This window comes from Rhizobium mayense (genome assembly GCF_030272705.1).
Classification (GTDB): Bacteria; Pseudomonadota; Alphaproteobacteria; order Rhizobiales; family Rhizobiaceae; genus Rhizobium; species Rhizobium mayense.
Genome location: NZ_JARFYM010000002.1, coordinates 110610 through 128922, shown reverse-complemented (window position 1 = coordinate 128922; position 18313 = coordinate 110610). Strand labels below are relative to the sequence as shown.

At 60.2% G+C, this 18313-nt stretch carries 19 protein-coding genes; 13 read left to right on the top strand and 6 right to left on the bottom strand.

Features of this window, described 5'->3' with window-relative positions; translation table 11 throughout:
• The first annotated feature begins 46 nt into the window (after positions 1-46).
• The 3 genes from PY649_RS03225 (at position 47) to PY649_RS03215 (ending at position 2635) form a co-directional block, all read left to right on the top strand.
• Positions 47-652, top strand: coding sequence for a flavin reductase family protein (locus PY649_RS03225; RefSeq protein WP_285866690.1), 606 nt, complete (start codon positions 47-49; stop codon positions 650-652).
• A 112-nt stretch (positions 653-764) separates the two neighbouring features.
• Positions 765-1433, top strand: a complete 669-nt coding sequence (locus PY649_RS03220; protein ID WP_285866689.1) for a GntR family transcriptional regulator — start codon at positions 765-767, stop codon at positions 1431-1433.
• A 251-nt stretch (positions 1434-1684) separates the two neighbouring features.
• Positions 1685-2635 carry a lytic transglycosylase domain-containing protein gene (locus tag PY649_RS03215; RefSeq protein WP_285866688.1) on the top strand — a complete coding sequence of 317 codons (951 nt, stop codon included), beginning with the start codon at positions 1685-1687 and terminating at the stop codon, positions 2633-2635.
• 56 nt (positions 2636-2691) lie between these two features.
• Here the strand turns inward: PY649_RS03215 and guaD are convergent, their stop codons facing one another.
• The gene (gene guaD / locus PY649_RS03210; RefSeq protein WP_285866687.1) at positions 2692-4050 is read right to left on the bottom strand and encodes a guanine deaminase; all 1359 of its coding nucleotides are present in this window, start codon (positions 4048-4050) and stop codon (positions 2692-2694) included.
• A 352-nt stretch (positions 4051-4402) separates the two neighbouring features.
• Here guaD and PY649_RS03205 point away from each other — a divergent pair, with 352 nt between their 5' ends.
• Genes PY649_RS03205 through PY649_RS03170 form a run of 8 tightly spaced genes read left to right on the top strand, consistent with a single transcriptional unit; the run spans position 4403 to position 12754 of the window.
• Positions 4403-5437, top strand: a complete 1035-nt coding sequence (locus tag PY649_RS03205; RefSeq protein ID WP_285866686.1) for an ABC transporter substrate-binding protein — start codon at positions 4403-4405, stop codon at positions 5435-5437.
• Between the two features lie 6 nt (positions 5438-5443).
• Entirely contained in the window at positions 5444-6256 is an 813-nt protein-coding gene (locus PY649_RS03200; protein ID WP_285866685.1) for an ABC transporter ATP-binding protein, read from the top strand.
• Positions 6253-7089, top strand: coding sequence for an ABC transporter permease (locus PY649_RS03195; protein ID WP_285866683.1), 837 nt, complete (start codon positions 6253-6255; stop codon positions 7087-7089). Before PY649_RS03200 ends, PY649_RS03195 begins: the two co-directional genes overlap by 4 nt.
• A 26-nt stretch (positions 7090-7115) precedes the next feature.
• On the top strand, positions 7116-8474 hold the full coding sequence (locus tag PY649_RS03190; protein ID WP_285866682.1) for an FAD-dependent oxidoreductase: 1359 nt from the start codon (positions 7116-7118) through the stop codon (positions 8472-8474).
• Positions 8471-9628, top strand: coding sequence for a CaiB/BaiF CoA transferase family protein (locus PY649_RS03185; RefSeq protein ID WP_285866681.1), 1158 nt, complete (start codon positions 8471-8473; stop codon positions 9626-9628). The genes PY649_RS03190 and PY649_RS03185 overlap by 4 nt, the downstream gene beginning before the upstream one ends.
• A complete protein-coding gene (locus PY649_RS03180) occupies positions 9625-10401 on the top strand; it encodes an enoyl-CoA hydratase-related protein (protein ID WP_285866680.1) in 777 nt (258 codons plus the stop codon). The genes PY649_RS03185 and PY649_RS03180 overlap by 4 nt, the downstream gene beginning before the upstream one ends.
• 35 nt (positions 10402-10436) lie before the next feature.
• A complete protein-coding gene (locus PY649_RS03175; RefSeq protein WP_285866679.1) occupies positions 10437-11360 on the top strand; it encodes a LysR family transcriptional regulator in 924 nt (307 codons plus the stop codon).
• 5 nt (positions 11361-11365) lie between these two features.
• Positions 11366-12754: an amidohydrolase family protein gene (locus PY649_RS03170; protein WP_285866678.1), complete on the top strand. Its 1389-nt coding sequence runs from the start codon at positions 11366-11368 to the stop codon at positions 12752-12754.
• A 13-nt stretch (positions 12755-12767) separates the two neighbouring features.
• On the opposite strand, the gene PY649_RS03165 is transcribed toward PY649_RS03170, so the two are convergent.
• On the bottom strand, positions 12768-13658 hold the full coding sequence (locus PY649_RS03165; RefSeq protein WP_285866677.1) for a dihydrodipicolinate synthase family protein: 891 nt from the start codon (positions 13656-13658) through the stop codon (positions 12768-12770).
• 36 nt (positions 13659-13694) lie between these two features.
• Positions 13695-14021, bottom strand: coding sequence for a ferredoxin (fdxA, locus tag PY649_RS03160; RefSeq protein WP_285866676.1), 327 nt, complete (start codon positions 14019-14021; stop codon positions 13695-13697).
• A gap of 198 nt (positions 14022-14219) precedes the next feature.
• Here fdxA and PY649_RS03155 point away from each other — a divergent pair, with 198 nt between their 5' ends.
• Both PY649_RS03155 and PY649_RS03150 read left to right on the top strand, forming a co-directional pair.
• The gene (locus PY649_RS03155; protein WP_285866675.1) at positions 14220-14468 is read left to right on the top strand and encodes a type II toxin-antitoxin system VapB family antitoxin; all 249 of its coding nucleotides are present in this window, start codon (positions 14220-14222) and stop codon (positions 14466-14468) included.
• Positions 14465-14878: a type II toxin-antitoxin system VapC family toxin gene (locus PY649_RS03150; RefSeq protein ID WP_285866674.1), complete on the top strand. Its 414-nt coding sequence runs from the start codon at positions 14465-14467 to the stop codon at positions 14876-14878. The genes PY649_RS03155 and PY649_RS03150 overlap by 4 nt, the downstream gene beginning before the upstream one ends.
• Positions 14879-14891: 13 nt before the next feature.
• Here PY649_RS03150 and PY649_RS03145 read toward each other — a convergent pair whose 3' ends face one another.
• From PY649_RS03145 to PY649_RS03135, 3 genes are read right to left on the bottom strand one after another with little or no spacing between them, the layout of a single operon-like run.
• The gene (locus PY649_RS03145) at positions 14892-16508 is read right to left on the bottom strand and encodes a GMC family oxidoreductase (RefSeq protein ID WP_285866673.1); all 1617 of its coding nucleotides are present in this window, start codon (positions 16506-16508) and stop codon (positions 14892-14894) included.
• A gap of 33 nt (positions 16509-16541) precedes the next feature.
• Entirely contained in the window at positions 16542-17327 is a 786-nt protein-coding gene (locus PY649_RS03140; protein ID WP_285866672.1) for an SDR family oxidoreductase, read from the bottom strand.
• Positions 17324-18256, bottom strand: a complete 933-nt coding sequence (locus PY649_RS03135) for a dihydrodipicolinate synthase family protein (protein WP_285866671.1) — start codon at positions 18254-18256, stop codon at positions 17324-17326. The genes PY649_RS03140 and PY649_RS03135 overlap by 4 nt, the downstream gene beginning before the upstream one ends.
• Positions 18257-18313 lie beyond the last annotated feature (57 nt).

Below are 18313 nucleotides of genomic sequence, written 5' to 3'. Positions count from 1 at the left end.
AAATCGCTTATGGTGGTCTCAACGCATCCTGTTTCAGGAGGACGAAGTGAGAACCGTTGAGCCAAAAATTCTCTATTTTGGGACCCCTGTCGCACTGATCAGTAGCTTGAATGAGGATAACTCGACGAATTTGTCGCCGATTTCATCATTTTGGGCGCTTGGCTGGACGATGTCGCTTGGCCTGCTGAATGATGCCAAGCTCGCGGAGAATCTCGCGCGGCACGCGGAATGCGTCGTAAACCTTCCTTCTCCCTCAATGTGGCAGATGGTCGAAAAGCTCGCACCGCTGACGGGTAGAGACCCCGTACCCGAACTGAAATCTAAGCAGTTCAGGACCGAGAAGGACAAATTTGCTGCTGCGGGATTTTCCAGGCTCGACAGCGAGTCGGTTCGCCCTGTGCGGGCCGCAGAATGCCCCGTTCAAATGGAAGCCCGCGTCTTGTCGCTCCACGAAATGGGCGGAAAAAAACTGGCGGAACTTGGAGGCGGCCTCGTTGCTGTTGTCGAGATCTTGCAAGTGCATGCCTCGGAAGAGTTCTTGAAGGACGGTAGTGATCATATCGATCCGAACAAATGGTCACCATTGGTCTATAATTTCCGTCACTATTACAACTTGTCCGACACCGAACTCGGGAAAACCTTCCGGGCGTAACAGGCCCTAACGCTAAGCCTTTGCCGCTACATAGCTGCGCCAGCCGCCAGAATTGACTTTGCGGCGCCGGCGCATAGATCTGTATGCTATAAATCGGGGCAAGTGCATCGCGGTGAAGCAGGTCAAGCGCAGAGAAATCGTCAGAGCCGGAACGACCGTCGAACAGATGGTGCGGGCAATTGCCGATATGATCGTGACCGGTGCGCTCGTTCCCGGGGAGAGACTCGACGAAATATCGCTGGCAAGCCGTTTCGACGTATCGCGGACGCCGGTGCGAGAGGCGCTGCGTGAGCTTGGCGCCATGGGCCTCGTCGGCCGCGAACCCAACCGCAGCGCTGTCGTGACGAATGTGACCGGTGCCTATCTGCATTCAATGTTCGAAGCGATGGCGGAACTCGAGGCCATCTGCGCGCGCCTGGCAGCAGAGCGAATGACCGTCGATGAGCGTCGCGCCCTCGAGCTTGAGCACCACGCTTCCCTCCGGCTCGTGCATGCCAGAGCCGCAGAGGATTATGCCGCCTACAACACCGAGTTTCACACCCAGCTCTATCGCGGTGCTCACAACGACCATATTTTCGAATTGGTGACGCAAACCCGGGCCAGGCTTGCGCCGTTTCGCCGTGCGCAGTTCCGGCTTCCGGGCCGGCTTTCCATATCCTTCGAGGAGCACGACGTCATCGTCGCCGCCATCCTGCAGGCCGATGCCCAAGCGGCAAGTCAGGCCGCCTATTCGCATGTCGCCACTGTCAGTGATGCCAGCATCGTTTTTGCTGCGCCCTGAAGCGGATTACCGAGATTGCTCCAGGCGCTCCGATCATTGAGCTGGGAAGCCTCTCACAGCCTTGGTGGTTTTCGTGATCGCTCGTAGATGCTATCAAGAGCGGCACTCTAGAGTGACGTGCGTTCACTTGAACACACAAAGGTTGCTCTAGTCGTTTGAAACTAGAGCATCTTATCCGCTTTCGGGTGGTTCCACCCGAAAGCGGATAAGATGCTCTAGCGATTTGACGGTGTCCAACGGGTTTCGCACGGATGGCAGGCAACCAGCATCGGCCCAGCCTTGTCGGAAAGGCCACAAATTTCATCATTGCATTCGGCTTCGTGGTTGTGGCCGCTTGTCCCGCGAGTGCCCAGCCCGAATGGAGCGTTGCGCCGCCGGCCTGCATTTCCGGACCTTTGGTAACCAAGACCGGCAAAACACTTTGTATTCGCAAGGAAAGTTACAATCGCGATCTCTGTGACGCGATCGACTATTTCGCCCGTGCCAATCATCTGCCGCCGGATTATCTTGCCAGGCTTATCTGGCGCGAGAGCACGTTTCGCCCCGATGCCGTCAGCCCGAAGGGCGCGCAGGGCATTGCCCAATTCATGCCGGGAACGGCAAGACTCCGCGGTGTTCAGGACAGCTACGACCTGCTGGAGGCGCTGGGTAAAGCGGCAGCTTATCTGGACGAGTTGCGCAACCGTTTCGGCAATCTCGGCTTGGCGGCGGCGGCCTATAATGCCGGCGAAAACGGCCTCGCAAATTTTCTCAGCTCCGGCAACCTCCCCTACGAGACGCGCAGCTACGTGATTGCCATTACGGCGCATACGGTCGAGCAATGGAAGGATGACCCGCCTGATACGGTCGCGCTGGAACTCGACAAGGGCAAACCTTTTGCACAGGCCTGTATGGCGCTTGCCGGCAGCCGCAAGCTGAAACAAATCGCCTTGGAACAAGAGCGGCCCTGGGCGCCCTGGGGCGCTCAACTTGCAGAGAATCTCCAGCTCGGTACCGTCCGCGACCTTTTCTCCGAGAGCGTCGCTAAGCTTCCAGCACCGCTGAGTGAAGAAAAGCCGCTTATCGTGCGCCAGCGCAACGCCGATTTCGGTTTCCGCATCCGATATGCGGCGCGCATCGGCCGGCAGACACGTGCCGAGGCGGATGCGGTTTGCACTCAAGTCCGCCAGAACGGCGGAGCTTGCCTTGTGTTCAAGAATTGAGCGTTTGGCTCCCGGCGGGATGCAGCGGTGCGCCAGCAACGCGGCCTAGCCCGCCCTCAAACTTTGCTGCCGCCGACCCAGGTGGCCGCGATGTTTGGCCTCGATGCGGTATAAATAATTTTCTGCAGAATGCGCTCGCCTTTGTCGCGGTCTTCGAACAGCCGCACTGTGCCTTTCTCGGCATCGGCATCGATCAGCACGGCGTCGAACTGATAGCCGGGCGTGAATTGCCCGACGGGTAGATCGAGCGCAACGCCGCCGCCTGTCGTCGCGATATGGAAGGCATCGCGGAAATCGATCTGTGCGGGCCCGAACGTCGCGCGTGCAGTGGCCGGAAGGTTCGGGTCGACACCGCGTTGCAGCATCCTCGATGCCAGGATAGCGCCTCGGGCGTTCTCTAGCATCGAAGCGCTGGGGCCGCCGGAAATATCCGTGCCGAGACCGACATGCAGCCCCTTTTCCAGCGCGGCGCGCAGCGGAAAGACGGCATTGGCGAAATACGCATTCGAAAGCGGGCAATGCGCGACGGCGGCTTTGCGCGCGCGGACTGTTTCCATATCCTTCGCCGTCAGGAAATTCGCATGCGCCAGGACCGTCTTGCGGCCGAGGAGGCCGAAGCGATCGAGGCTGTTCGTATCCGTCATGCCATGCCGGGCAAGCACATAGCCTTGCGCCCAGTCGCTTTCCGAGCAATGGGTCTGCACATGGCAGCCGCATTCCCTGGCGACAGCGCCGAGGCCTTCAAGCGTCGCATCGGTGCAGGAGGGAATGAAGCGCGGCGTGACGACCGGCAGGACGCGTCCCTCGCCATTTTGTGGATGTCCACGCACGTAGTCGATCAACGCGCGCGTGCCGTCGAGCGCCTCTTCCGTCGATCGGTCGCGGTAGTAGTCCGGACACTCGTCGGTATTGTCCATCGCCACCTTGCCGATCAGGGCGCGCTGGCCCTTTTCCACGCAGATATCGACCAACGCCCGCGTCGCCTCCTGGTGGATGGTGGCGAAATAAAGCGCCGTCGTCGTGCCGTTGGCAAGAAGGTCATCGACCAGCAAACGATAGATGCGGCGTGCGAAGGCGTCGTCCTGATAACGTGCCTCCAGTGGGAAAGTATATTTCTGCAGCCAGACTTCCAAAGGTACATCGAGCGCATCGCCGAGCTGCGGGTATTGCGGCGCATGCACGTGCAGATCCACAAAGCCGGGCAGGATATAAAAGCCGGCCGGAAGGGTCACGAGTTCGCCGGATGCATCGCGGGCGTCACGAATGGTCCGGTAATTCGGATCGCCGTGACGGTGAAGGGCGGTAATCACACCCTCGGCATCGATCTCGATCAGCACGTCATCCAAAACGTCGATGATGCCGCGCTTTGGTGAATGAAATCCCGACGCGCTGAGCGTCCTATTACGCAAATTCATCACTATGCTCTTTCAGGCGGCCATGATCGTCGTGCCTTATGCGACGCCCTTTTCCTTCAGCCGACGGCCGGCAACGATACCATCGGACTAGGAAGGGACGAAAGCAAGCGTCCGTTTCTGCCCGAGATCGGGAAACGAGCTCATCCGCCGATTTCGAACGCATTGGCGGACTAAACGCTTGTGCTCGCCCGGCAAATGGTTCTTGTTCTACTGTTGCCTTTTCGGCAACTCATCTAGCGAATAATTGTTCTTTATTAGAACGCGAAAATTGCTCATCCTCCTGGGCATTCGGCAAAAGAGCTGCGGTAAACGATGATAAAGTCGGGCCGAGGGAACAAATAGGGGAACTATTATGTCTCATTTCATGATGAATCGCCGTCGCTTCATGTCCAATGTCGCAACGGTGGGCGGCCTGGCCGCAGCACAAACCTTGATCGGCGTCCGCGCGGGCCTTGCCCAGGACGTCGCGCAGGTGAAAATGCAACTGGGTTGGCTGGTGTCCAACGGCGTGATCGGCGAAGTCGTCGCGCAGAAGAAGGGTTTCTTCAAGGAGCAGGGCGTCGAGTTGGAGATCGTTCCGGGCGGCCCCAATGTCGATGGTGTGGCCGGTGTCGCCGCGGGTCAATCGACGCTCGGACAAATCTCTTCCAGCCCATCGGTGATGCTGGCGCGTTCGGCCGGCATTCCGGTCAAAGCCTTTATCGCCGGCTTCCAGAAACACCCCTTCACCTATTTTTCACTGAAGAAAGCGCCGATCCGCGAGCCGAAGGACTTGATCGGCAAGACGATCGCCACGCAGCCGACGGCCTTCATCCTGCTTCGCGCGCTGCTTGCCAAGAACGGCATCGCCGAGGATCAGGTCAAGATGGTCAATATGGGTTCGGATATGAACCAGCTCCTGACCGGCCAGGCCGACGCCGTCACCGGCTGGGTCACCAACACCAATGCCCTTTCGGTCCTGGGCGACGACCGCGTCGATATGATGCTCTGGGACGCCGGGCTGCAGCTCTATGCCAACGTCTACTACACTACCGACGAACAGCTCGACAAACATGCCGATGTGCTGGTGCGCTTCACCACGGCAGCGGCCAAGGGCTGGGGCTATGTCCGCGACCACCCGGAAGAAGCCGTCGACATGCTGGTCGAGACTTATCCCAACCTCGACAAAGCAAGCGAACTAAAAGCTGTCGGGCCGATCGCAAAATTCTCCTTCGGCGACACGACCAAGCAATTCGGCTGGGGGGCGATGAACAGGGACAATTGGGCAGCACAGATCAAGGCCTATGCCGATCTCAAGCAGTTCACCGGTACGGTTCCTTCTGTCGACGACGTCGCGAGCTTTGCCATTCTCGATGCGACGGCCGATATCCGCAAGCAGGTCGGGTGAACGGTCATGACCGCCGCCGCCACCATCAAACGGCCCGATCCGCAGCCAGCCGGATCGCCGCTCGCCGTATCCGTCGCCAATCTGGACATCCGCTTTGGCGACAAGGACAACGAGATCACCGCTCTCTCCAACGTGTCGGTGAATATCCCCGAGGGGGCGTTCGTGACGATGCTCGGCCCCTCAGGCTGCGGAAAGTCGACGCTGCTGCGCTGCATTGCCGATCTCGTGCATATCAGCAGCGGCTCGATCTCGGTGCTCGGGCGCTCGCCGCGCGAGGCGCGCGAAGGCCGCGATTTCGCCTTCGTGTTCCAGGACGCCACCCTGCTGCCCTGGCGCAGCGTCATCGACAATGTCCGCCTGCCGACAGAGGTCGGCAGGCATGCTGCTGGCGATTTCGCCGACCCGGCGGAGCTGCTGGCGATGGTCGGTCTCAAGGGGCGCGAAAACGCTTTGCCGCACGAGCTTTCGGGCGGCATGCGCCAGCGCGTCGCCATCGCCCGGGCGTTGGTCACCCGCCCGCGTATCCTGCTGATGGACGAGCCCTTCGGCGCGCTGGACGAGATCACGCGCGACAAGCTGAATGAGGAACTGCTGCGGCTCTGGCAGGAAACGGGTACGACGATTGTGTTCGTCACTCACTCCATCCCTGAAGCGGCTTTCCTTGGCCAGCATGTGCTGATGCTCCAGGCGCATCCGGGGCGGGTGAAGGAGTTCATGAAGGTCGATCTTCCCTATCCGCGGTCGCTCGCCATGCGGGATACGGTGGAATTCATTCAGGTGACGGCGCATTTGCGCGCTCTGCTGGAGGAATGCCTATGAGCAATGTGGTCTCTTCCGGCGCCCGCTCCGAGCCCGCATCCACGCCGCGCAAGGTGGTCATTCTTGACGCCACCGTTGGCACCCTGTCGAAAAACCTGCCGGCGATCCTGGCTGGACTGGGCCTCGTCGTGCTCTGGCAATTGGTGATCTGGATATTCAAGATCCCGACCTTCATGGCACCGAGCCCGGCCGATGTCGTGTTCGCATTCCGCGACAATGCCGCAACGCTATGGCGGAACTTCCTGCCGACCCTACTCGAGGCGGCCCTCGGGTTCCTGTTCGGCAATCTCGTCGCCATCCTGCTGGCGGTGTGGTTCGTGCATAGCACGACGGCGGAAAAGGCATTTTATCCGATCGCCGTCTTCATCAAGGCGATCCCGATCATCGCGCTTGCGCCGATCCTCGTGCTGATCTTCGGCAATGGTCTGGCGCCGAAGATCATCATTGCCGGCCTGATCTGCTTCTTCCCGACGCTGGTCAACATGGTCCAGGGATTGCGGGCTGCGAGTCCTGCCATGCTCGACCTGATGCGGGTTCTGTCGGCCACCAATGCGGAGATCCTCTGGAAAGTCCGCTTTCCGAGCTCGCTGCCCTTCCTGTTCGCCGCTCTGAAGATCGCGGCAACCAGCAGCGTCATGGGCGCGATCGTTGCTGAATGGATCGGTTCGAGTTTCGGCCTCGGCGCGCTGATCATCGAGGCCACCTATAATTTCCGCTCGCCCCTTCTCTACGCAACCGTTGTGATCGCAGCCCTTCTGGCGGTGATCCTCTTCGCCCTTGTTTCGGCCGTCGAGGCAAAGGTGGTGCGCTGGAAGCCGGCTGGATCTCATTGAGCAGGCGCAACTAGGAGGAAACGACAATGATTGAGACAATCCATCAGCCTGCGCGCGACATCAAAGTGGTCGATCGCTCCGATGTCGTCGTGGTCGGCGGCGGGCCGGCCGGGATCTCGGCGGCAGTATCGGCGGCCCGCAATGGCGCCAGCGTCACCTTGCTGGAACGCTATCCCTATGTCGGCGGTCTCGCTGCCGGCGGCATGGTGCTGGTGCTCGACGATATGATCAATGAGCTCGAAATCACCGTGCGCGGCATCTGCATGGAAATGATCGAGCGCATGAAGGCCTGGGGCCTGTGTGTCACGCCGACGGATCGCGATCGCCTGATCGAATTCCGCGATACTCCGGAAGCATGGCAGCGCTGGGCGCGCTGGGGGCTATTCGACTTCCATACGCCATCCATGCCGCATCCGATCTGCTTTTCCGCTGCTTTCGACCCCGACGGCTTCAAGCGTGCCGCCTACGACATTCTGGCTCTTGCCGGCGTCAAGCTCAGGACTCACAGCTGGTTTTCTTCGGCGATCATTGAAGGCAAGACGATCAAGGGCGTCATCTGCCAGACAAAGGCAGGCATGGAAGCGATCTTGGGTGATGTCGTCATCGACACGACAGGAGACCTCGATGTCGCCGCCAGCGCCGGCGCTTCGCATGTCGAATCCAACTTCATTCTGACGACGGTTTCTCGGTGGGGCGGTGTCGATACCGACGCTGCCGAGCGGTTCGAGCGTGAGGACCCGGAAGCCTTCAAGCTGGTCGATCATGAAGCCAAGCGTCTGATCGGTGGGTGCTGGTCTTTCTGGTGGTTGAAGACGCCGCTGCCTGGTGTCGTCTGGCTCAACTGCCCGCATATGCCGAAGCTGAGCGGCCTCAAGGTCGAGGATTTGACCCAGGCGGAGCTGGAGGGACGGGCCCGCATTGCGCGCCTGCTGGACTTTGCGCGTGAAAAGATACCGGGCTTCGAGAATGCCTATGTCGTCGATTTCGCACCGCAGACCGGCGTGCGCCAGACCCGGCTTTTGGAAGGCGACTATGTCGTGACGAAAGACGATGTGATGACCAGGCGGCATTTTGCCGACACCGTCTGCCGTGGCCGCGACTACTACACGCCTTACCGGGCAATGCTGCCGAAGGAGATCGACCAGTTGATCGTCGCCGGCCGGCATTATTCGGCAACGCCGCAGGCGCAGAAATCCAGCCGCGAAATTCCGCCCTGCATGGCCATGGGCGAGGCTGCAGGCGTTGCCGCCGTTGTCGCACTCAATGCCGGGACGACCGTACGCGAGGCGGACGTCAAGGCAATTCAGAAACAAATGCGGGCGCAGGGGGCCGATCCCGGCGACGTACCGTCCGAAAATGCTACCTATTTGGAGGCCGCAGAATGACCACTCTTCCCCTCGACGGCATTCGTGTCATCGATTTTACCCAGGTCATGCTGGGACCGTCCTGCACGCAGGTATTGGCCGACTATGGCGCCGAAGTCATTAAGGTCGAGAAGGAACGTATCGGCGATCTCTCCCGCTGGTCGCTCGGCTCCGACCCGGACGGCCTCAATAACCCGGTCTTCTGCTCGTTGAACCGCAACAAGAAGAGCCTGGCGCTCGACCTCAAGCAGCCGGAAGCGCGCGATACCGTGCTCACGCTGCTGGAAACGGCCGATGTCGTCGTCAACAACTTCCGTCCGGGTGTGATGGAGCGCATGGGCTTCGGATTCGAGGACCTGAAGAAGATCAACAAGCGGCTGATCTACGCCGTCGGCACCGGTTTCGGACTGACTGGCCCCTATCAGCACAAGGGCGGCCAAGACGTGTTGGCGCAGGCCGTGTCAGGCGTCATGCGCCGCAAGTCGGACAGCAGCCACCCGACCTCGATCTACGCCACGCCACTTGCCGATTATTCAGCCGGCATGCATCTGGTTCAGGGCATTCTTCTGGCGCTGCTGCAGCGCGACAAGACCGGCGAGGGCCAGCAGGTCGCCGTCAGCCTGTATAATTCCATGCTCGCCATGCAGATGCAGGAGGGGACGACGCATTTGATGCGTCAGAGAGACCTCAACTGGGGTGCCTTCCCGTTGACCGGCGTGTTTGAAACCACCGACGGCGCTATCGTCATGGTCGGCGCCTTCAAGCAGAATCCGCTGCAGGATATTTGCAACGCGCTGGAAATCGAGGATCTGTCGCAATTGTCGCAGTACAAGGATTTCGATTCACAGATGGCGCGGCGGCCGGAGCTGCAGGCGATTTTCCGCGAGAATTTCGCGAAGAACACGACGGCGCATTGGCTTGAGCGGCTGGAAGGCGTCGATATCCTCTGCGCGCCGGTGCGTTCGCTTCCCGAGGCGCTAAGGGACGAGCAGACGATCATCAACAAGATGATCCTCGAGGCTGGCGAAACGGCAGCTGGACCAATCCGCCTCATTGGCTCGCCGATCGACATGTCGGCGGCGCAGGTGAAAGTGCGTATAGCACCGCCGCAGCTCGGCCAGCATAATGACGAAATCCTCGGCTCTCTCGGCAGGCTGCAGGGAGATGCGGCATGAGCGTCGGGTTTTCCGTCGAAGATCGCGTCGCGCGAGTCACGCTGGATCGTCCCGACCGCATGAATGCGGTCGACGCTGCGACGGAGCAGGAGCTGGAGACGATCTGGCGCGAGATCGAAGCGCGCGACGACATCAGTTGCGTCGTCCTGACCGGAGCGGGAGAAAAAGCCTTTTGCGCCGGCGCCGATCTGAAGGGCGGAAGCGGTAGCTCCGGCCTCGACTATTGGGCGGCGAGCCGGGTGAACGGTTTCGGCGGGTTGGCGTTTCGCCGGTCTCTCGATGTGCCGATCATTGCCCGCGTCAACGGCTTCGCGCTTGGCGGCGGCTTCGAGATGGTGCTCGGCTGCGACATCGTCATTGCGGCGGAGACGGCGCGCTTTGGCCTGCCGGAAGCCCGCGTCGGGCGCATGCCGCTGGATGGCGGCATGGTGCTATTGCAGCGAAAGATCGCTTTCAATCGGGCGATGGCCGTCATGCTGACGGGGCGCCAGTTCAGCGCCTCCGAAATGGCAGGCTTCGGGGTCGTCAACGAGGTGGTTCCGGTCGTCGAACTCGATGCGGCCGTCGATCGCTGGGTTGCGGACATCGTTGCCTGCGCGCCGTTGTCGCTGCGCGCGATCAAGCAGACGGTGAACCGGACCGGTCATCTGAGCCCCGCAGAGGCACAGGCGTTGCGCACGCCCGCGCTCATCAAGGCGCTGCAAAGCGAGGACGCGTTGGAGGGAGTCGCCGCCTTCCAGCAGAAGCGGGCGCCCGTTTGGCGGGGACGATGAGCGTGATATAGCTTCCGGCAGATCGAGGGGCTTCCATGCACGCTAGCATCTTGAAATACTTCGCAGAAGTTGCGCGTTCGGGCTCGATCCGCAAGGCGTCGGACGAGCTGCATGTCGCGACTTCGGCCGTTAGCCGGCAAATCAAAAAGCTGGAGGACGAGCTCGGAACGCCCTTGTTCGAACGTTTTTCCGACGGTCTGCGATTGACGGCGGCTGGCGAGATCGTCCTGAAGCATGCCAAGGATACGCTGCTGAAATACGAGATCATGAAATCCGATCTCGGGGATCTCCAGGGCAAATGCGCCGGCCGGGTCCATATCGCCTCGCTCGACAGTCTCGCAGTGCAGTTCCTGCCGGAATTCGTCATGGGCTTTCACAAGCGGCACCCGGCGGTGGATTTCCGCATCCGCAACGACAATTACACCAGCATTTTCCGTTTCATAGCGGAAGGCGACGTCGATATCGGTGTCACCTTTGATCTTGCCCGGCCCCACGACATCAAGCTGGTCTACGGCGTTCCGATGCCGCTAATGGCGATAGTGTCGCGCAATCATCCGCTGGCGCGGCAGAAATCGGCCACGCTTCAGGAATGCGCGCAGTTCAAGCTGCTTTTGCAGCTCGACAATGAAGTCATGAGCTCGATGATCGCCGTCGAGCTCGGTGCGCTCAACCGCGTTGGCCGCACGCTGGTCGCGACGAACAATCAGATGATGCTGAAACCGTTGATCCTGTCAGGTGAGGGCGTTGCCTTCTTCACGCCACTTGGCCTTCTACAAGAACTCGAGGCCGGCGAAGTGGTTGCTTTGCACATCGCCGGTTCTCAATTGCACAATTTGCAGGTCGGTATCGTCGTGCCGCGTCAGCGCCAGCTTACCCATGCGACTGAAGTGGTGATCGAGTCGATGAGCGTCGAGCTGAAGAAGTTCAGCGACAAGATCCATGCCGTGATCCAGAGGTAAAGAAAATGACGACATCGGCCAGGCTGCTGCTTCGTCCCGGCCACGAGATTGCGGCGCGATTTGACGGTGCGACACGGTTTCCCGCAGGCGCGGACGGATCGCTCGCCCTTGGCCCGGGCGATCTGGTGATGCCGGCGCCTGTCAACGCTCATGATCATGGATATGGCATCCGCACGCTCGATTTCGGCGCCGTCGACGACGCCCTGGAGGCCTGGATCCCCGGCATGCGTCTGCGACCGCGAACTGATGCCTATCTGGAGGCGTTGGTGGCATTCGCGCGCCTTGCGCAAACGGGTGTGGGCGCGACGATGCACTGCCACAACTCGCTGAATATCAACCGGCTCGGCGATGAAGCCGCCGCTGTCATCCGCGCTGCGGGGGATGTCGGCATACGTTTGGGCTTGTCCTGTCCGTTGCTTGATTTCGATCCCTGGGCCTATGGCGGCGGGCCGGAGAAATTGAAGCCGTTGCTGAGCGAGGACGATTGGCGGGCCTTGTCGCCGAGCATTCCGGCCTATGCGCCGATTGCAGAACAGATCGCCGTCGTCGAGGCTGTGGCCGCGGCAAATTCCAATCCGATGGTCGATGTCCAATACGGGCCGATTGGCCCGCAATGGTGCTCCGACGCCATGCTGGAGGCGATCGCCGAGGCGTCCGCGCTCAACAATCGGCGCATCCACATGCATCTTCTGGAAAGCCCCCGGCAGCGGCAATGGCTGGATCGCCGCTTTCCGCAGGGTGTCGTTCGTTATCTCGATGAAATCGGCTTTCTTTCGCCGCGGCTAGCGGTGGCCCATGGCGTGCAGTTGCAGCCGGCGGAATGTGAGCTGCTAGCGGAGAGAGGCGTGCAGCTCGTCAGCAATCCCTCAGCCAATCTGCGCCTGCGCTCAGGCATTGCGCCGATCTCGCTCGTGGCTGACAACGGGCCGGCCCTTGCCATCGGCCTCGACGGCACCGGCTTTGACGACGATCAGGATCTCTGGCGCGAGATGCGGCTCATCTATCTTCTGCATGGCGGGCGAGAGCTGACGCGCCGGTTTACCGCAGATCAAATTTTCGATGCCGCCATTCATATTGGCGCCAGGGTGGTCAACGCACCGGCATCCCAGGATTTTGTGGTGATTGATTATGAGGCCCTGACGGCGGATTGCCTGTTCGACGATATCGACGAGGCGGAGGTGCTGCTGACCCGCATGACATCGTCCTACGCCAAAGGGCTATTCGTCGGCGGGCGCGAGATCATGCGCAACGGTCGTCTGACCTCCGTCGATTTTGAGGAAGCGCGGCGGGAACTGCGCGAGCAGGCGAGGGCCGATCTGCCCCGCGTTCAGCGCGAAAGGCAGCTCGCCCGAATATTGTCGGCAGCAATCCGCCGTTACTATTTTCAGTGGTGAGAAGGTCGGTTGTCTAGCTCGCGCTCGCGAGCTCAGCTGCAATTGCATCCAGCGTGTCCAGACGCGCGGCCTCAGTGATCGTCAGGTGAGGCGGCAATACATTGTCCCACACCGCATTCCCCGTCCGCTTGCCGACGAGATATTTGACCGCTGGAATGAGCGGGTGAGCGGTGATCGCCTGCCTGAGATGCCTGACCTTATCGAGTGTCGCGGGATCGCTCCGGTTCTTCCAAAGCCGCGCCGAGGATTGCGGGTCGATATTGACGGTCGCGGAAATACAGCCAGCGAAATTGTCCTTTTCCGGGCTCGCAAGTGCGGCCTCATTGCTCGGAAAGACCGCAAAGCCGGGAATCTGGGCGAGTTGACGAGCATAGTCCAGATTGCCGGAACTATCCTTCGCCCCGCGAATGCGCTCGTGAAATTTTTTGATGAGTTTTCCTGCAAGGGTGGGGGAGAACTCTATGCCGGTTAACTGCGGGAAATTGTAGAGATAAACGGCAATGGGCGTTTCAACCGTTTCTTGAATGACTTTGGCGAACCAGGCGAAAAGCCCTTCGTCCGGAACTGGCTTGTAGTAGTAAGGCGGCAGGATCAGCGCGGCAGCGTAGCCCAGCTCGTATGCCTGCCGCGTCAGCGCGATCGTCGTTCCGAGGTCGGGCGTACCGGTGCCGACCATCATCCTGTCGCCGTCGAGGCCCGCTGCCGCGGTCGCCATGAGTGCGCTTCTTTGTGGGAAGGAGAGCGAATTCGCTTCGCCCGTCGTTCCCAGAACATTGAGAAGGTCGCATCCTTTCGCCAGGCACCAGCGACCATGTTCCAAGAAAGCGTCCGTATCGACGGTTCCGCTATCGGTGAAGGGGGTGGGTACGGCTGCGATGACGCCACCGATCTTTGCTGCTGTCATGTCGGTATCCATTCTGGATGCTGGCGCCTGTCTGGATCAGGCTCTTTCATAGGCGGCGACAAGCGGGTGATCTCGATTTGTCGTATAGTTCTTGTCCCAACCGCCGGGTGAGCCCCAGTCGGTGACGTCGGGGCCGAAGAAATCCTGATTGACGGCCTTGAACTGCATCCGCTCCTGCGGGATTTCCTCGTCCCAGGAAATTGCATCGACCGGACAGACCGAGAGGCAGAGGCCGCAATTGATGCATTCGCCAGGGTGTATGTAGAACATCCGCCCGCCCTCATAGATGCAGTCGACGGGACAAGCGACCGTGCAATCGCCATCCTTAACGTCGATACAGGGATCGGTAATGACATAGGCCATTCGTCGGCACCTCAATCTCGGCTTGAGGCGAGTATGGCAAAGCATAGCGTTGCGAAAAAGCGCCGATTTTCGATGTTTCGATTGCCGAAAAGGCAATGGTGCTACTGCGTAGAATGAATTAATTCTGCTATCAAGCCATCAAATGCCATCTTGATGGCTCCTTGGATGAGGCTTATATTGCTGCCATAGGAGATCAACATGGCTGAACCGCAATTGTCCGTCCGCAGTGCCAAGGCGCGTGACCTTGCTCATCGGCTCGCGCGCCGCGAAAATCGCACGATTGCCGATATCGTTGAACGCGCACTCGAATCTTACGAGATTCGAGAGGCTGGTCGTGAGCCTGCATCGTCGTTTTACGCTCGGATGGCCATGGGTGACGACGATGATATAGATTTGGAGGCTGTTATTCGCGAGGGGCGGCAGGTTAATCACGGAATTGATCTGTGATCTTTCTCGATACTAATGTCATATCGGAGACGCTTCGAAAGATTCCCGATCCTGCCGTTATAGCCTGGCTCGAGCGGCACGACGCTGAGATTGCCTTGCCCACCGTTGCTATTGCCGAAATTGCTTTCGGTATTCAAAAGATCGTGCCCGATCAACGTGCAGTGCGCTTGGAGCAGCGATTGTCCGAGTGGCGCCACCGGTTTGCGAATCGGATTTTCGGCCTCACCGAGGAGGCCGCATTGGCTTATGGCGAGATTATGGGGGTTGCGAAGCGACTAGGGCGGCCAATGTCGACAGCGGACGGCATGATCGCCGCCATAACCCGTGTCAATGGCGGCCGCCTTGCGACCCGCAATTTGCCCGACTTTCAGACAACGGAGCTCGAACTCGTGTCTCCTTGGGAATTCTAGTGGCGAGCCAGCTTCAAAGAGCCTTCCCGATCATTTCTGCCGCCTTGGAGCCGATCGCCATTGCCGGGGCATTGGTATTTCCCGAGGGGATGAACGGGATGATCGAGCAGTCGATGACTCGCAGGTTTTCGATGCCGCAGACGCGCAGCTTTCTGTCGACCACCGACATCGGATCGTCGTCCGGTCCCATGCGCAGGCTGCCGGAAGGATGATAGTTCGTCTTGACGGTCTGACCTGCGAATTTGGCGAGCGCCTCGTCATCCTGCAGCGCCTGACCGGGTAGGATCTCGTCGGCGATCTTCGATTTGAACGGTTCCGTCTCCAGCAATTGCCGGGCGACCTTCAGCGAGGCGAGCGTCAGGCGCAGATCGTCGGGATCGCCGAAGAAATTGCAATCGACCAATGGCTGTTCCGCAGGATTGCCCGAGCGCAGTTTGACACTGCCGCGTGCCTTCGGGCGCAGCAGGCAGGAGGTGAAGGTGACGCCGTAGGTCGGCTTGGCGGAGGAAACATCGCGATCGAGATAGACGATCGGGGCGCAATAGAGCTGGATCGACGGCCGTTCGCTGCCGTCCGGGTCATAGAATAGGCAGGATTCGATGCCGGTCGTGGTGACGGGACCGGAGTTGAAGAGGAGATATTGCAGCCCATTGCGAAGCATGGGCCAACCCTTGTCCTCACCGAAATAGCCGGATTTGGCTTTAGTCGTGGCGATGACCGGGACTTCGTGATGATCCTGCAGATTCGCGCCGACGCCAGGAAGATCGAGAGCGACGGCAATATCGTGTTCACGCAGATGATCGGCCGGGCCGATACCGGACAGCATCATCAGTTTGGCGCTGTTGTAGGTGCCGGCGGCGACGAGGATTTCCCGCTCGGCGTGGATGGTGTGGCTTTCTCCGTTGCGGGTATAGGTCACACCGGTCGCACGGCCGTTTTCGATGACGATGCGGTCGACACGGGCATTGGTGATGATCTCAAGCCTTTTATCGCCGGCGAGCGGGTCCAAGAATGCCTTCTTGGCGTCGGAACGCTCCATCTTGCCGTTCCACTGGCCGTAGGTGTGCTGCATGATGCCGACGCCGTTTTGCCTGACGCCGTTGAAATCGGGATTGTAGGGATGACCGAGGCCCTGCGCAGCCAGCAGGAAATCCTCCGTCGTGTCGGAGATGTATCCCGGCTCGGAGATGCGCAGGTTGCCGGATATGCCGTGATATCTGTTGTTGAAGCGCGTATTGGCTTCGATCCCTTTGAAGTGGGGCAGCATGTTCGTATAGGACCATTCTATCCCATGGCCAAGATGGGCGGCCCAGCCGTCGTAATCCTCTTTCTGACCGCGCATGTAGACCATGGCATTGACGGCGCTGCCGCCGCCGAGCGCCTTGGCGACCGGAACGATTGGTCCGCGGCCACCGAGTTGCGGCTGCGGAACCGTATGATGCATTTCGAGGAAATCGTCGCGGGCGAGATATTTCATGTAGCCGGCGGGAAAGGACATCAGCTTGGCTGTCTTGCGCGGGCCACGCTCGATGAGGAGGACGGAAAAGCCGAAATCACGCACCAGGCGCATGGCAGCGACGCAGGCTGCTGAGCCTCCGCCGGCAATGATGAAATCATAGGTCTTCGCCACCAAAGCTCCCCCACTTGGCCGATATTCACAGTCTCAAATTGATCGGATCATGCCCCCATCGACCCTGATCCGCGCCCCTGTGATGTAGGATGCCCGCTCGCTGGCGAGGAAGGCAACGACGTCGGCAAGCTCCTCCGGCCGTCCGTAACGTCCTGTCGGTATGGTGGCGATCGAAGCGGCGCGGACCTGATCGACCGTCATGTTCTGCCGCTGGGCTGCGGCCAGGTCGAGCTGGTCGACGCGGTCGGTATGAATGCGACCCTGGACGATGACGTTCACGGTAACGCCTGCGGAGGCGACTTCACCGGCGAGTGTCTTCGACCAACCGAGAACGGCTTGCCGCAGTCCATTGGAAATCGCCAGTCGCGGTATCGGCACTTCGACGCCGGAGGAGGTGAGCGTGACGATGCGTCCCCATTTGCGCTCGATCATCTTGGGCAGGAACTGCTGCGTAAGCCCGATCAGGTTCGTCACCATGCCATCGAATGCGGAGACCCAGATGTCGGGTGAGACCGTCTGCGCTTCACCGGGTGCGGGCCCGCCGGAATTGTTGATCAGGATATCGACGCCGCCCTCGGCCAGGATGGATTGCGCGAGAGCGGAAACGCTGGTCCGGTCGTTTAGATCGACGTGCATGGCGCGGATTTTGCCGATTGCGCCAGGCTCCAGCTTGCCGTTGAGTGCATCGATCAAGTCATTGCTGCGCGCCGCGCCGATGACATCAGCGCCTTCATTGGCCAGTGCCAAAGCGCTCGCAGCACCCAATCCCTTGCTAGCGCCGAGCACAAGCGCCTTCTTGCCTTCCAGCCCGAGCTTCATGCGCCGATCTCCTGAAGACGGTGCGCCTGCCGCGCGAGCAGGCGTTCGACGTCCTCTACATCGAGCGGCGAAAGCTTGGCGCCGGGCTTGCGCAGCGCGGCGGATTTGATGACGCCGCGTTTGGCGAGAACATATTTGCGGGCGGCGAGGCCTATGCCCTGTTGCTGCTCGTAACGTGCGAGTGGCAGATAGGCGTCGAAGATTTCGTGCGCCCGGTCGACATTTCCCGCAGTATAGGCCTGTACGACACCCACCATCATTTCCGGATAGCAGAAGCCGGTCATGGCGCCATCGGCGCCGCGGCCCATTTCCTCAGGCAGGAAAAGCCCGCCATTCCCGCAGAGGATGGAGATGCGCCGTGTCTCACCCTTGTCGCTGGAGGCGCGCAACGCGGTAATTTTCGACAGGCCTGGCCAATCCTCATGCTTGAGCATGACGCAATTCGGCACTTCCTTGATGATCCGATCGATGACCTTCGGTGCGATGGTGACGTTGGTCGTCAGCGGATAGTCCTGTAGCACAAACGGCGTATCGCCCAGCACTTCGCCAACCGATTGATAGAAGGCAAAGGCCTGGTCATCCGTCTTGATCGTCCAGGGCGGCGCGACCATCACGCCCGCCGCTCCCTGGTCCATTACGGCCTCGGCCAGTTCCCGCATCGGTGCAAGCCCCGGCGCAGAAACGCCGACGACGACCGGCAGGCGGCCATTGAGGCGTTTGAGTACGCGCTCGACGACGGCGCGCGATTCATCCGCCGTCAGCTTCGGCGCCTCGCCGAGCTGACCGAGCACCGTCAGTCCCGTCACCCCAACGCTTTCGTAGAAATCTACCATGGTGTCGATGCTGGCAAAGTCGAGCGCGCCGTCATCGGTGAAGGGTGTTACGGCGATCACATAGACGCCTTTGGCGCCTTCCGTCAGTCTGGCCATTTAGCCGCCTCCAAATTCATTCGTCGAAACAGATGGTCCGGCGCTACCGGCAAACAT

Bases quoted from the DNA above. Each gene is read 5' to 3' on its own strand.
- PY649_RS03215 (WP_285866688.1), top strand. From the start codon at position 1,685: ATGGCAGGCAACCAGCATCGGCCCAGCCTTGTCGGAAAGGCCACAAAT.
- guaD (WP_285866687.1), bottom strand. From the start codon at position 4,050: ATGAATTTGCGTAATAGGACGCTCAGCGCGTCGGGATTTCATTCACCA.
- PY649_RS03205 (WP_285866686.1), top strand. From the start codon at position 4,403: ATGTCTCATTTCATGATGAATCGCCGTCGCTTCATGTCCAATGTCGCA.
- PY649_RS03200 (WP_285866685.1), top strand. From the start codon at position 5,444: ATGACCGCCGCCGCCACCATCAAACGGCCCGATCCGCAGCCAGCCGGA.
- PY649_RS03195 (WP_285866683.1), top strand. From the start codon at position 6,253: ATGAGCAATGTGGTCTCTTCCGGCGCCCGCTCCGAGCCCGCATCCACG.
- PY649_RS03190 (WP_285866682.1), top strand. From the start codon at position 7,116: ATGATTGAGACAATCCATCAGCCTGCGCGCGACATCAAAGTGGTCGAT.
- PY649_RS03185 (WP_285866681.1), top strand. From the start codon at position 8,471: ATGACCACTCTTCCCCTCGACGGCATTCGTGTCATCGATTTTACCCAG.
- PY649_RS03180 (WP_285866680.1), top strand. From the start codon at position 9,625: ATGAGCGTCGGGTTTTCCGTCGAAGATCGCGTCGCGCGAGTCACGCTG.
- PY649_RS03175 (WP_285866679.1), top strand. From the start codon at position 10,437: ATGCACGCTAGCATCTTGAAATACTTCGCAGAAGTTGCGCGTTCGGGC.
- PY649_RS03170 (WP_285866678.1), top strand. From the start codon at position 11,366: ATGACGACATCGGCCAGGCTGCTGCTTCGTCCCGGCCACGAGATTGCG.
- PY649_RS03165 (WP_285866677.1), bottom strand. From the start codon at position 13,658: ATGACAGCAGCAAAGATCGGTGGCGTCATCGCAGCCGTACCCACCCCC.
- fdxA (WP_285866676.1), bottom strand. From the start codon at position 14,021: ATGGCCTATGTCATTACCGATCCCTGTATCGACGTTAAGGATGGCGAT.
- PY649_RS03155 (WP_285866675.1), top strand. From the start codon at position 14,220: ATGGCTGAACCGCAATTGTCCGTCCGCAGTGCCAAGGCGCGTGACCTT.
- PY649_RS03140 (WP_285866672.1), bottom strand. From the start codon at position 17,327: ATGAAGCTCGGGCTGGAAGGCAAGAAGGCGCTTGTGCTCGGCGCTAGC.
- PY649_RS03135 (WP_285866671.1), bottom strand. From the start codon at position 18,256: ATGGCCAGACTGACGGAAGGCGCCAAAGGCGTCTATGTGATCGCCGTA.